Below are 12882 nucleotides of genomic sequence, written 5' to 3' on the forward strand. Positions count from 1 at the left end.
TGAACCCTGAAACGAGTTCAGGGTGACGAAGTCTATTGGGCGGAATGTGCGCCGCGCTCACCCGATCGCAGCGTGGCCTTCAGGCGAGGCACACAAAGCCATCGTCCAGCCCGACGGCACCGCGCGCCTCGACCACGCCTCGGAACGCCATGCAGCCGGGTTCTTCCCAAACCGACAACGCCAGCGTCTCGCCGGGATAGACCGGCCCTGCGAAGCGCACTCCGGCTTCCGTCACCCGTCCCCCGCCGATCGCGCGCAGGATCGCCGCTACCGCAAAGCCGAACGTGCCCAGCCCGTGCATGATCGGGCGCGGAAAGCCTGCCGCCCCCGCATAGGCGGGATCGACGTGCAGCGGGTTGCGGTCCTGATTCAGCCGGTAGAACAGCGCCGCAAAGCGCGGCAGCGCCACCTCGACCACCCGGTCGGGGGCCCGATCGGGGACCGGGCGGCGCGGCACGCCGCCGCGCGCGCCGCCGAAACCACCGTCGGCGCGGCAAAGGACCTGCTGGCGGATCGTTGCCAGCGGCGCCCCGTCCGCGTCGCTCAGCCGGCGTTCGAGGACCAATAACGCGCCCTTGTCCTCGCGGTCGAAAATCTCCGCCACATGCAGGCGCGCGGTGATTGGGCGGTGCAGCGGCAGATCCTGGTGAATCACCAGATGCTCCGCGCCATGGACGACGTGGTTCCACGAGATGCCGGTGCGCGGGTCGCCCAGCCACCCCGGCGCGGCCATCACCACCAGCGCCATCGTCGGGAACACCGCAAGGTCGCGCTCGTAAGTGTAGCGCAAGTCGAACGGGTCGGTGGGATCGTCGCCGAGGCCGATCGACAGCGCGTAGAGCATCGCGTCGCGTTCGGCGATCACGGTGCGCGCCTCGCCCATGTCGAGCGCGCGCAGGTAGTCAGGGTCCAGCATTGCGCTCGGCTTCCTCGAGCCGACGGCGTAGCTCGCGCAGCGTCTCCAGCGTCAGATCGAGCGCGGCCGGGTCCATGCCCGCCACGGTACGGTCGGCCCACTGCGCGCTTTCGGCATTGTCCCGGTCGTAGAGTTCGCGGCCTTCCGCCGTCGGCCCCATGCAGTGCGCGCGGGCATGGTCGGGGTTGGGCAGCCATTCGATCAGCCCCAGTTCGACGAGGCGGTCGGCGGTGCGCTGCACCCCCTGGCGCGTCTGCCCGAGCGCGCGGCCCACGCGCGGCACGGTAGGCGGACTGGGCGAACACACTACGGTCGAAAGCAGGATCGATTCGGCGGGGCTGAGCCCGGTCACCCGCGTCGATCGCCGCATCGCCGCCAGCATCCGGCCGTTGAGGCGCATCACTTCGTCTAGCAAGTCGACGAAGCGGGCGCCCTGCGGCGAATGGGCATCATGGTAGTCGGCGCGCGTCCTCAATGCCCGTACAATCCCTCTTCCTGCAATTCGCGGACATAGTCGATCCAGGGGCTCTTTTCGCCCGGCAGCGCCAGCTCGGCCGCGAACTTGTCCATGGCATTTCCTACCTGCGTCACCTGATGCATCGCGGTGAATTCGGCCTCGTCCGGCTGATATTGGCGCAGCACCTGCTTGGCAACCGCCACCTTGTGCGCCTCGTCCGGGCCATCGGCCATGCCCATCACGAAGCCACGCATCAGCATCTCACCGAAGGGCAGCTCGTTCGACAGGCCGAGCGAGCCGTGCAGGTGCATCGCCTTGCTGACGGTGTTCACCACGACCCGCGCTCCCAGCGTCTTGGCGGCGGAGATATGCTCGCGCACCGACTTGTAGTTCTGCTCCTTGTCGATCTTCCAGGCTGTGTGGAGCACGAAGAGACGGAACTGCTGGATGTCCATCCAGCATTCGGCAATCACGTCCTGCACCATCTGCTTGTCCGACAGCAGGCTGCCTTGCGTGTAGCGCCCCAGCGCGCGGCGACACAGCAGGTCGAGCGCCTTCTGAGCCTGCGCCACGCTGCGCATCGCATGGTGGACGCGCCCGCCACCGAGGCGGTACTGGGCGATCTTGAAAGCATCGCCCGGGGCGCCGAGCAGGTCGGCATCGGTCACGACCACGTCGTCGTAGTGGATGTAGCCTTCCGAGCCGGTGCCTGGCAGGTCGCCGACGGTGCCGACATTGCGGATGATCCGCACCCCTTCGCGCTCGCGCGGCACGAGGAACAGCGAAGCGCCCTGGTGGACGGGCACGTCGGGATCGGTCACCGCGAAGACGATCAGGAACGAGGCCCAGCGCGCGTTCGACGAATACCACTTGCGGCCCGAGAGCTTCCAGGTGCCGTCGTGCTGCCGGATCGCGCGGGTGGTGAACACGCGCGGATCGGCCCCGCCGACGGGCTCGGTCATCGAATAGCAGCTCACGATGTCGCCATCGAGCAGCGGCTGGAGATAGGTGCGCTTCTGCTCGTCGGTGCCGAAGTGGGCGAGGATCTCGGCATTGCCGGTATCCGGCGCGGCGGTGCCGAAGACGGTGGGCGCGGCGAAGCTGTAGCCCAGAATCTCGTTGAGCAGCGCCAGCTTGACCTGGCCGTAGCCGTCGCCGCCCAGGCTCTTGGGCAGGTGGCAGGCCCACAGCCCCCTGGCGCGCACCTGTTCACGCAGCGGCGCTAGGATGGCGCGCAAGCTCTGGTTGGCGGGATTGTAGACCTGGTCCTGGTGGAACAGGAAGTCGATCGGCTCGACCTCCTCGCGCACGAAGGCCCGGGCCCAGTCCAACTGCTCCTGATATTCCGGCTCGACGTCGAACGAGATCATGCGCGCATCCTCTTTGTCTTGACTTGCTGGGGCCTCGCTAGCTAAACGACAACATATTGTCAATTTGGGAAGTAGTTGCGGCATGAGCACGATGCGTCAGAAGATGGACCTCCATTCCCTGGTCGACTGCGCGCGCCTGGCACAATGGCTCGATGCGCATGTGCCCGCGCTGGGATCGGAGGCGCTGGAACTCGCGTTCCTGCACGGCGGCACCAGCAACGCGACGATCGGAGTCGATCGCGGCGGCCCTTCGGCGATCCTGCGCCGCACCCCGCTCGACGCGCCGCCGGGCAGCGCGCGCTCGATGCTGCGCGAGGCCCGGCTGCTCGGCGCGCTTGCCGGAACCGCCGTGCCCCACCCACACCTCTACGCGGTGTGCGAGGATGCAGCCGTGATTGGCGCCCCGTTCACGATCACCGCGAAAGTCGAAGGCTGGGCCGGGCAGCTCACCGCCACCGGCTGCGACTATCCGCCTCCGTTCGACCGCGCGCCGCACAAGGGCGAGGTTATCTTCGCGATGGCCGATGCGATCGCGGCGCTCGCAAGCGTCGACTGGCGGGCGGCGGGGCTGGAGGATTTCGGGCGGCCCGAGGGGTTTCTCGAACGGCAGGTCGGACGCTGGCGCTCGCAACTCGCGAGCTATCCAAAAGAGTATCCGGGGTGGACGGGGCGCGACCTTCCCTGGTTGGAGGAGGTATCGGCGTGGCTGGACGCCAACCGGCCGCCCATGTCATCCCCAGGTATCGTTCATGGCGACATCGGTGCACCCAACTGCCTGTTCGGGCATGGCCTGCCTACGCGTCTGGTGGCGATCCTGGACTGGGAACTGTGCACGATCGGCGATCCGCTGCTCGACCTCGGCCTGCTCGTCTACAGCCTCCACGACGAGCGCGACCCGCTCAGACGCCCGGTTTCAGCCTACTTTGACCCCTCCGGCATGCCCACCCGCCAGGCCGTCGCCCGCCGCTACGCCGAGCGCACCGGACGCGATACGGCAGGTCTCGACTACTACATGGCCCTTGCCCAGTTCAAACTGGCCTGCATTGTCGAATACAAGGTGGCGAGGGCTGCTATCGGCTTGGAAAGCAAGGAAGTCGGTGCGATTTTCGAAAGCCTGGTCCCCCGGTTGCTGGAGGAATGCAAGGCCATCATGGATCTTCAGGCGAGCGCTGGAGCCTGCGCCTGAAGCCGCTCGGCGCGCCAGAAGCACAACTGGCTCGCCAGCACCGCCCCCACCAACACCATTGCCGCCGCGAGTGCCGGATTGCTCCCGAGCCCTGCCAAAGCCGCAAAAACCGCCCCGCTTGCCATCTGTAGCCCTCCGTAAAGCCCCGAAGCGGACCCCGCCAGCGCGGGATTGACCCCCAGCGCCTCCGCCAGTGCCGAGGGACTGGCAAGCCCCGCCCCGAAAGTGAAGACCGCAATGGACGAGAGCGTCACCGCCACGCCCAGTTCGCCCGCCAGCACCGAGGCGAGGAAGGTCCCCGCCCCCAACAGGCTCACCAGGGTCGCCCAGCCGAGCAGTCGGTGCACTGCAACCCGCCGCGAAATGCGGTTCGCGGCGAGCGCCCCGGCCGACAGTCCCAGTGCGGTGGTGGTGAGGTAGAACCCCAGGTTCGCCGGGTCCTTGTGCAATTGATGCACGAAAATGAGGGGCGCCGTGCTGATGAAGGCGTAGAGCGACGAGGTCGCACAGCCGCCCCCGATGGTGTAGTAGAGATAAGGCCGCGAGCGAAGCAAGTGCCCATATCCGAGAAGCACCGAAGGACCCTTGTCGGCACGGGAGGCGCGGGTCTCCGGCAGCAGCGCGTAAACGCAGGCGAGGTTGGCGAGGCCCACCATGGTCAGCACCGCGAAGATCGCGCGCCAGCCCAGCAGGGTGGCGATTGCCCCGCCTACCAACGGGGCCAGGCCCGGGCCGATCGTCATACTCAGGTTCATCAGCGCCAGCTTGCTCGCCGCTTCGCCCGCGATCGCCGAATCGCGCACGATCGCGCGACCCAGCACCAGTCCCGCCGATCCGCCCAGCGCCTGGACGAAACGGAACGCGATCAGCCCATGCACGCCCGTCGCCAGGCCCGCCGACGCGCCGCCGACGACGAACGTGGCCAGCCCGGCCAGCAACACCGGCCGGCGTCCCCAGCGGTCCGCGATCGGCCCGTAGAAGGGCTGCCCCACTGCCATGCCGACGATATAGGCCACGATCGTCCACTGCATCGCACGAGGGTCCGCCCCCAGTTCCATCCCTGCCAGCGGCAGCGCTGGCACGAAGACGTGCATGCCGAGCGATCCGCTCAGCGTAACGACCCCCAGCAGCCACAGGGGTATCTTTCGGGCAGTCACGATATGAAAATCTCCATACAAATGCCGATTCGCGACGCGGCAGGTAAAATACGATGGCGATCAGACAGCGGCCGGGAATACGCGCTGCCCGATCGTCAGTTCCACAACCCCGCCGGACACGCGTGACAACGCAGACCTGGTCCTGCTATTCCCGGCATCAAATGGTTCGCACTCAACACCCGAAAGCCAAAGGTTCCAAGCTTGGCCGGCCCACGAAAGACGACGCGGACCGGATTCCGCACCGGATCGTCGAGATCGCGAAGAAGCTCATGCTCGAACAGGGATTCGAGGCCACCAGTCTCAACCAGATCGCGATGGCGGCGGGGGTTACCAAGCGAACCATCTATCTCAAGCTGGGGGACAAGGACGCACTGCTCGTCGAAGTGATAGAGAGCCTTCTGACGGGCGCGCGCGTGACGCTCGAAGACCCGGGCCCCAGCGTAAGCCCGACGGAACGCCTCATCACGTTCGGGAACAGTCTCGTCCGCCTGGCGCTGCGCCCCGAAATCATGGGGCTGTTCCGGTTGCTGATCACGGACGGCTGGCGGTTCCCCCACCTTGCCGAACTTGCCGGCACGGTTCGCTCCAAGAGCAGCGAGAGCCAGCTATCCGAAATCCTGCACGACGAAGTGACGCGGGGGCGCCTGCGCATGGACGATATCGACCGCAACGCGCGGCTTGCCACGGTAATGATCCTTTTCGATCCCCAGCGCGCCGCACTTATCGGCGCGCCCTGGACCTCTGAAAAATGCGAGGACTGGGTGCGCAGCGCCGTCGCCTTGCTGCTGAACGGCGCCATCACCGGCCGGTGAGCCTGCGCTGGGGCGCCATCATGCATGCTGTTCGTAGAACGTGCGCATGAACTCGTTGTGCGCCAGTTGTCGCGAAACGATCGCCTTTCCGCCCTTCGGCGTGAACGTCGCGTCCGAAACGCCGGCGAACTGGTTGACGATCATAAGCCCCCCCTCGCGCATCCAGTAGTAATATCCCCTGCCGTTGGCCGACATGGTCGCATGCAAATCGCCTTGCGGCGTCTTCATGGCGATGCGCCATTGCCGCGGCAACTGCTGCAGCGTGAGCGGATCCACCCAGACGTCGATCGGCTCGACTACGATGTTCTCCATGCCGGCGGCGAGGTACTGCTCCCCGCCTTTCATGTTTATCATCCCGGTCGCATGCCCGCCTTCGGCCGCGTTCAGGATGTAGAAGCTGAACTCGTCGCCGAAGCTGTGCATCCAGTTGGACCCGGCACCCCGATTCTTGGCGAGGCGGGGCGGCAGGGTCGGGAACGAGAGTATGATACGCTCGTGGACGGCATAACCCTTGACCTTCAGCACCCTGCCCTGGAATTCGATCAGCCCTTCCGCATTCATGTGCGCCTGATAGCCGGCGGCCCCTGGCCGGGTCCCCAGATCTTCGAACCGGCCGACATGGAAGAAGCCCGGGCCACGGGGCGTGAAGCGCAGATCTGTTTTCACGCCCGCATGCTCGCCGGTCACTCTCCAGGTCTTGCCGTCGGTGTGCATTTCACGCCCGCCGATCGACCAACTGACGCTGGTCGGGGTTTCGACGATCTTCATGGTCCCGGGGGCGAAATAATCCTCCACGCTCTGCCCTTTGTTCGTGAAGGGTGTATCGTGCATTTTCTCGACGTCCGGACCCGAAAAGTCGGTGACGACCAACGCGGTCTGCGTCAGATCGCCATCGATCACCATTTCCTTCCCGCGCTGCTGGTAGAAGAACACCCAGAGCTGCACGTCTTCGCCCGTCTCGGCCGTGGCGCGAACCAGGAAGCCGGTGTCATTGAACAACTCGAACTGTTCGCGTCCCCGGGTAAACGCGCCCTCGTAGGCAAGGGTCAGCGGCGCCGAGATCATCTGGAACAGCACGGCCGACGACTTCGCCGCGTCGGGTCCTTTCTCAGCACCTTCCCGCGCCAGCGCACCGACACCGGGCAGCATCGTCCCGGCCAGCAGCATTCCACCGCCTCCCAGCGTCGCGCGACGGCTCATGCCCATGCCGAACAAGTCGTAACCAACACGCATTTCCCACTCCTCTTTTCCCGCGCTCGGCGCTTCACCGTAAGCCGGCATTAATGACACCGATTGGTATTATATATCCACGAGGATTCAATGGGCAACGATAAACGAATGCTATAAAGTTTTTATTGCGTGCGGCGATATCGCTGTTATGATCCCAATCGGTGTCATTGACCGCCCGAGGTGCGGGATAGCCAGGTCGATTTTCCATATGCCGTCCGATGGCCGCGCCGATCGAACCTCGCGTCAGGACTGAACCGTTTACGATATGCCGCCCGCCGACGCAGATTGCGCGGGCGCTGGAGAGGGAGAGAAGGTTTTGCTTACCAAGGCGAAGACGCTGCTGTGCCATACTAGCCTGATCGTGCTCGCATGGCCGCTTGCTGCGCAGGCGACCGATGCCGAAGGCCAGCAGCCTCCGGCCGACAACGACATTATCGTCACGGCACGGCGGGTCGAGGAACGGCTGCAGGACGTGCCTATCGCGATTTCGGCGGTGTCGGGGGCCGCGCTCGAGCAACAGGGCGTTCGCCAGATCACCGACCTCAGCGCCACGGTCCCCAACCTCAGCATCGTCGGCGCCAATGCCGATGCCCAGACGCTGCTGGTGACGATCCGCGGCCAGAACGCCGCCAACTCCATCCTTACCACCGACAACTCGGTGGGCATGTACATCGATGGCGTCAACGTCCCGCGCACCTATGGTCTACGCGCCGGCCTTGTCGACATCGCCCGGGTCGAAGTGCTCCGCGGCCCGCAGGGTACGCTTTACGGCCGCAACACGACCGGCGGCGCGATCAGCTTCATCACCAAGGACCCGGACGACAAGCTAGGGGCCTCGATCCAGGCGACCGGCGGCAACTACAACCTCTGGGGCCTGACCGGCATCCTCAACGTCCCGATCACCGATGGCGTGGGAGCCCGCTTCGTGGCGGTCCGCAGCCAGCACGACGGCTACGGCAAGTCCGCCAACACCGGCGACGACCTGATGAGCGACGACAGCACCTATCTGCGCGCCAAGATCAAGGCCGATACCGGCGGCCCGCTCACGGCGGCGGCGACGGTGGACTATCAGAAGAACGACGCGGGAGGCCTCATCTCCAAGCTCACCGGCATCACGGACGCGGCGACCTCGCCCGCCATCCGCGAAGTGGCGGCCGAAGTCTACGGCACCACCTCGCCCACCGCCGACCAGTTGGCGGCTGCGCGCAACATCCTGTCGTCCTACGTCAAGCGAGCCCCGTTCCACGACAGCTACAGCTACGGCAACAGCATCTTCGCGAAGAACGCAGGCGGAGTGGACTGGACGCCTGCGTCGACGAGCAAGACCTGGAGCGCGTCGCTCGATCTGAAGTTCGATCTTTCCGACGATCTCGCCGTACGTTCCATCAGCGGGTACCGCAACGTCAAGAAGTTCACCACGACAGACTTCGACGGAACGCCCTTCATCATCAACAGCGCACAGCTGGAGACGAAGGATGACTTCTACAGTCAGGAACTGCAGTTTCTAGGCGGCGATGCCCAGTTCAACTACGTCGGGGGCCTGTTCTACAGCTATGAGGACGGCACCGAGGTTCAGCAGTCGAACTCGACCTACTACATCAGCCGTTCGCGTACCGTGTTTGACGGCGACGTGACCTCGAAGAGCTACGCCGCATTCGGACAGGCCAACTGGAAGTTCGCGCCCGGCTTCTCGCTCACCCTCGGCGGTCGATACACCAAGGAAGTCCGCGAGCTGGTCAACCGCAACCGGGTGGTCAGCGCGAGCGGAACCATCACCTACGTGCCTCCGGCGCTCAACGATGACGGTACGCCGGGCAGGAAATACGAAGAAAGCTACAAGAAATTCACGTGGCTCGCCTCGCTCGACTACAAGATCAGCGACGACGTCATGGTCTATGCCAAGTCCGCACGGGGTTTCCGCGGTGGCGGACAGCAGCAGCGCGCCACGTCCCTGGCGGCTGCGACCTCGTTCGATCCGGAAGTCATCACAGAATACGAAATCGGTCTGAAGTCGGAATTGTTGGACCGGCGACTTACCCTCAACCTTGCCGGGTTTTACGACAACTACAGCGACGTCCAGCGCGTGCTGTTCATCGTCACTCCCTATGGCGCGGCGACGGCGCTGACCAATGCGAGCAAGGCGCGCATCCTCGGCTTCGAGGGAGAGGCGACGTTCAAGGTCACGCCGCAATTCACGCTTCGCGCAAGCGTCGGCACGTTCGATGCCAAGTACAAGGGCTATGTCGACGACAACGGCGTCGACCATTCCGACGAGGACTGGCCGGCACCGACGACGAACTATCAGCTCGGAGCGAACTACGTGCTTCCTACCGGGGTGGGCGACCTCACCCTCGATGCGAACTGGAGCTGGCAGAGCGCCTTCAATACCTATCCCAGCGCGGTCAAGACCGATCAGGTGACCCAAAAGGCCTACGGGCTGCTGAACGGCAGGATAGCGCTGGCTCTCGACGACTGGAATGCCGACATATCGATCTTCGGCAGGAACATTCTCGACAAGAAATACTACAACGCCGGCGTCAGTCTCGAAGGTCTCGGCTTCAACACCCTGGCCGCTGGCGACCCCCGCACGCTGGGGGTGCAGGTCCGGTTCCGCTTCGGCGCCATGTAGGCCGGCCCCGACGGTTCGCACACCCATCCGCATTTACCCTTGTTCGAGGCGTCCACCATGCTCGATTCCCGTCCGCTGTCCGCCAGTATCCGCATCGGTCACGATACATTGTCCGAGGGCAGCGGCGGCGTGTTCGTCCATCATGACCCGGTCAGCGGCATCCCACAGGGCACCATTCCGCTCGCTGGCGCGGTCGAGGTCGGCAAGGCCGTGGACCGCGCCGTGCAGGCAGCCGAGGCTTGGCGCTTCACGAATCCGGACGAACGGCGGCAGATCCTGCTGCGTTTCGCCCAGTTGATCTGGGACCACGTCGAGGAATTCGCGCGGCTTGCGGCACGGGATGGCGGCACGCCCCTCGCCCATGGCCGCCGCATGGCCCAGCGCGCGGGTGACTGGTTCGCGACCTATGCCGGATGGGCTGACAAGATCGATGGCCAGCTGATTTCCACGCATCACACGCGCGGGCACCTGAGCTACTCAAGCCCCGAGCCGATCGGCATCGTGGGCATCATCATCACCTGGAACGGGCCGCTCATCTCTCTCGGAATGAAAGTAGCCCCTGCCCTCGCGGCAGGGAACTGCGTGGTGGTCAAACCTGCGGAGAACACACCGTTCGCGCCCGACCTGTTCGCGAGCCTGGCCAGGGATGCCGGCATTCCCGACGGGGTGCTGTCGATCCTCCCCGGCGGCATCGAGGCTGGCGAGGCCCTGGTCCGCGACCCGCGGGTGGAGAAGATCAGCTTTACGGGCGGCCCGGTCGCCGCGAAAAAGATCCTGGTCGCCTGTGCCGAGCAACTCAAGCCCGCCGTGCTCGAACTTGGCGGCAAGTCCGCCAGCCTCGTCTATCCGGACGTCGACATCGATGCCGTGTGCCAACGCGCCGCCGCCTGGACTTTCGCGATCCTCGCCGGCCAGGGTTGCGCCCTACCGACCCGTCTTATCGTCCATCGCAGCATCTACGATCTGGTGATCGAACGGATGATCGAGATCACCAAAAGCTACAAGGTGGGCGACCCGTTCGACGAAGACGTGAAAGTCGGCCCCCTCGTCAGTGCCCAGGCGTGCGACCGGGTAATGACGATGCTCGATCGGGTTCGGGAAGGGAACACCGGACGGATCGTCCTTGGAGGCAAGCGTTGCGGCGGCGATCTGGCTGGCGGCAACTTCATCGAGCCGACCATCATCGTCGACGTCGACCCCGACAGCGAGATCGCCCAGACTGAAATCTTCGGGCCGGTCGTCATCTGCATGCCGTTCGACGACGACGATCACGGCGTCGAACTTGCTAACCGGACGCCTTACGGACTGGCCGCCTATATCCAATCCAACGACATCGCCCGCGTCCATCGCATCGCCGAACGCCTCAAGGCCGGCGGCGTCTACGTCAATGGCGCGCCGCAGACCGCGCCCTACATGCCATTTGGAGGACTCGGCCTGAGCGGGTACGGGAAGGAAGGCGGCCGCGCCGGCCTCGACGAATTCCTCCGCTACAAGACGGTCGTGGTCGCATGAGCGTGGCCCACACGCTGGCCGACAAGGTCGCGATCGTCACCGGCGCCGGCGGGCGGGGCAACTCTATCGGCCGCGCCTATGCCCTGGCCCTTGCTGCAGCCGGGGCAAGCGTCCTGGTGGCCGACCTCGACCTGGACGGCGCCCAGGCCGTCGTCGACGAGATCGCTTCGCGCGGCAGCGAGGCCCGCGCAGTGCGCGTGGACATCGCCGACCCCGCGTCCGTTCGGGCTATGGCCGGCTTTGCCCGCGATGCCTGGGGTGGCGTGGACATCCTGGTCAACAATGCGGCGATGATGGCCGAAATCACGCGCCGTCCCTTGATGGACTGCCCGCTCGAAGACTGGGACAAGGTCCTGCAAGTCAACCTGACGGGTGCCCTGAACTGTTGTCAGGCGGTCGTCCCCATGATGGTGGAGCGCGGGGGCGGCAAGATCGTCAACCAGGTTTCGGGAGGTGCTTTCCCGCCGATGGGCCTTTACGGCATTAGCAAGTTGGCGCTGGTGGGTCTGACCACGGCGCTCGCCTACGAGCTTGGCTCCCGCAACATCAACGTCAACGCCATCGCGCCGGGAATCACAAACAGCGACGCCGGCAGGAAGCTGACACCGCAGGAATCCCCGATCCGCCAGATGTTGGAAAGAACGGTGGCGATGCGTGTCGACGGCCAGCCGGACGACCTCGTCGGCCCGCTGCTCCTGCTGTGCAGCGATGCCGGAAGCTGGATACAGGGACAGGTCCTGCACGTCGACGGAGGCTGGATCATCCGGCCTTGAGCGCGACTTTTCTTTCCGCGCCGGGCCGCGCGTTCACGCGCACTGGCCACCGTCCACCAACAGCGAAACGCCGGTGACGTAGGCCGCATCCGGCCCGGCCAGGAACGACACGACTCCTGCCACTTCGTCCACTTTGCCGTAGCGCGCCAAGCAGGTCGTACGGATCAGCGTTGCCGAGAAGCGGGTGCCTTCGGGGTTCATGTCGGTGTCGATGGGCCCCGGCTGGATGATGTTGGCGGTGATGCCGCGCGGCCCGAAGTCCCGCGCCCAACCACGTGTGAACCCGGTCAGCGCCGATTTGGCCCCGACATAGCCAGCCGAGCCGATGAAGCGGCCCATGTGTACGCCGCTGGTCCCCACGGTTATGATCCTGCCCCCGTCGCGCAGCATCGGCGCGACGCCCAGCACTGTCCATACGACACCTTGCACGTTCACCAGCATCATGCGCTCGAATGCGGCAAGGTCGAAATCCGAGTCATCGAAACTGCCGGGAGCGTAGATCCCGGCCGAATTCACCAGGATGTCGACACCGCCGAAATGCTCTCCGGCAATGCGTGCGAACGTGCCCGCCTCCTCGGCACTCCCTTGGTCGGCCCGGAACGCCTTTGCCGAACCGCCGTTCTCGATGCAGGCTCGCTCGACCTGCTCAGCCGCTTCCGGCGAGTTCGAATAGCTGAACGCGACCTGTGCGCCCTCGCTCGCAAGGCGGCGCACAATGGCCGCGCCGATGCCGCGCGATCCTCCGGTGACGACCGCCACCTTCCCCGCCAGTGTAAGCTGCGCCATATTGGATCTCCTTGGCCAGGCCGCTCCGGTTTCGCGTGAGCCGACCCGCGGCAC

The 12882-nt window shown here is 65.4% G+C and carries 11 protein-coding genes; 5 read left to right on the forward strand and 6 right to left on the reverse strand.

Going from position 1 to position 12882, the window contains the following annotated elements; all coding sequences use genetic code 11:
- Positions 1-79: 79 nt before the first annotated feature.
- From ACFFDA_RS02600 to ACFFDA_RS02610, 3 genes are read right to left on the reverse strand one after another with little or no spacing between them, the layout of a single operon-like run.
- Positions 80-916 carry a MaoC/PaaZ C-terminal domain-containing protein gene (locus ACFFDA_RS02600; protein WP_404478036.1) on the reverse strand — a complete coding sequence of 279 codons (837 nt, stop codon included), beginning with the start codon at positions 914-916 and terminating at the stop codon, positions 80-82.
- Positions 903-1391, reverse strand: a complete 489-nt coding sequence (locus tag ACFFDA_RS02605) for a MarR family winged helix-turn-helix transcriptional regulator (protein ID WP_404478037.1) — start codon at positions 1389-1391, stop codon at positions 903-905. Before ACFFDA_RS02605 ends, ACFFDA_RS02600 begins: the two co-directional genes overlap by 14 nt.
- Complete coding sequence (locus ACFFDA_RS02610; protein ID WP_404478038.1) at positions 1388-2743, reverse strand: acyl-CoA dehydrogenase family protein; 1356 nt, start codon at positions 2741-2743, stop codon at positions 1388-1390. Before ACFFDA_RS02610 ends, ACFFDA_RS02605 begins: the two co-directional genes overlap by 4 nt.
- A gap of 82 nt (positions 2744-2825) precedes the next feature.
- On the opposite strand from ACFFDA_RS02610, the gene ACFFDA_RS02615 reads away from it, so the two are divergent.
- Positions 2826-3929 carry a phosphotransferase family protein gene (locus ACFFDA_RS02615; protein ID WP_404478039.1) on the forward strand — a complete coding sequence of 368 codons (1104 nt, stop codon included), beginning with the start codon at positions 2826-2828 and terminating at the stop codon, positions 3927-3929.
- On the opposite strand, the gene ACFFDA_RS02620 is transcribed toward ACFFDA_RS02615, so the two are convergent.
- Positions 3902-5086 carry a multidrug effflux MFS transporter gene (locus ACFFDA_RS02620; protein WP_404478040.1) on the reverse strand — a complete coding sequence of 395 codons (1185 nt, stop codon included), beginning with the start codon at positions 5084-5086 and terminating at the stop codon, positions 3902-3904. The genes ACFFDA_RS02615 and ACFFDA_RS02620 overlap by 28 nt on opposite strands.
- Before the next feature lie 122 nt (positions 5087-5208).
- Here ACFFDA_RS02620 and ACFFDA_RS02625 point away from each other — a divergent pair, with 122 nt between their 5' ends.
- Entirely contained in the window at positions 5209-5898 is a 690-nt protein-coding gene (locus ACFFDA_RS02625; RefSeq protein WP_404478041.1) for a TetR/AcrR family transcriptional regulator, read from the forward strand.
- A gap of 18 nt (positions 5899-5916) precedes the next feature.
- On the opposite strand, the gene ACFFDA_RS02630 is transcribed toward ACFFDA_RS02625, so the two are convergent.
- Complete coding sequence (locus ACFFDA_RS02630) at positions 5917-7131, reverse strand: hypothetical protein (protein ID WP_404478042.1); 1215 nt, start codon at positions 7129-7131, stop codon at positions 5917-5919.
- Positions 7132-7444: 313 nt separating this feature from the next.
- Between ACFFDA_RS02630 and ACFFDA_RS02635 the strand changes: the two genes are divergently transcribed.
- From ACFFDA_RS02635 to ACFFDA_RS02645, 3 genes are read left to right on the forward strand one after another with little or no spacing between them, the layout of a single operon-like run.
- Positions 7445-9757 (forward strand): TonB-dependent receptor, encoded by a 2313-nt coding sequence (locus ACFFDA_RS02635; protein ID WP_404478043.1) that lies wholly within the window; start codon positions 7445-7447, stop codon positions 9755-9757.
- 57 nt (positions 9758-9814) lie between these two features.
- Positions 9815-11269 carry an aldehyde dehydrogenase family protein gene (locus ACFFDA_RS02640; protein ID WP_404478044.1) on the forward strand — a complete coding sequence of 485 codons (1455 nt, stop codon included), beginning with the start codon at positions 9815-9817 and terminating at the stop codon, positions 11267-11269.
- Entirely contained in the window at positions 11266-12042 is a 777-nt protein-coding gene (locus tag ACFFDA_RS02645) for an SDR family oxidoreductase (protein ID WP_404478045.1), read from the forward strand. Before ACFFDA_RS02640 ends, ACFFDA_RS02645 begins: the two co-directional genes overlap by 4 nt.
- Positions 12043-12075: 33 nt before the next feature.
- On the opposite strand, the gene ACFFDA_RS02650 is transcribed toward ACFFDA_RS02645, so the two are convergent.
- Positions 12076-12828, reverse strand: coding sequence for an SDR family NAD(P)-dependent oxidoreductase (locus ACFFDA_RS02650; RefSeq protein WP_404478046.1), 753 nt, complete (start codon positions 12826-12828; stop codon positions 12076-12078).
- Positions 12829-12882: the final 54 nt, after the last annotated feature.

The sequence above is a fragment of the Novosphingobium sp. BL-52-GroH genome, assembly GCF_044813085.1.
Classification (GTDB): Bacteria; Pseudomonadota; Alphaproteobacteria; order Sphingomonadales; family Sphingomonadaceae; genus Novosphingobium.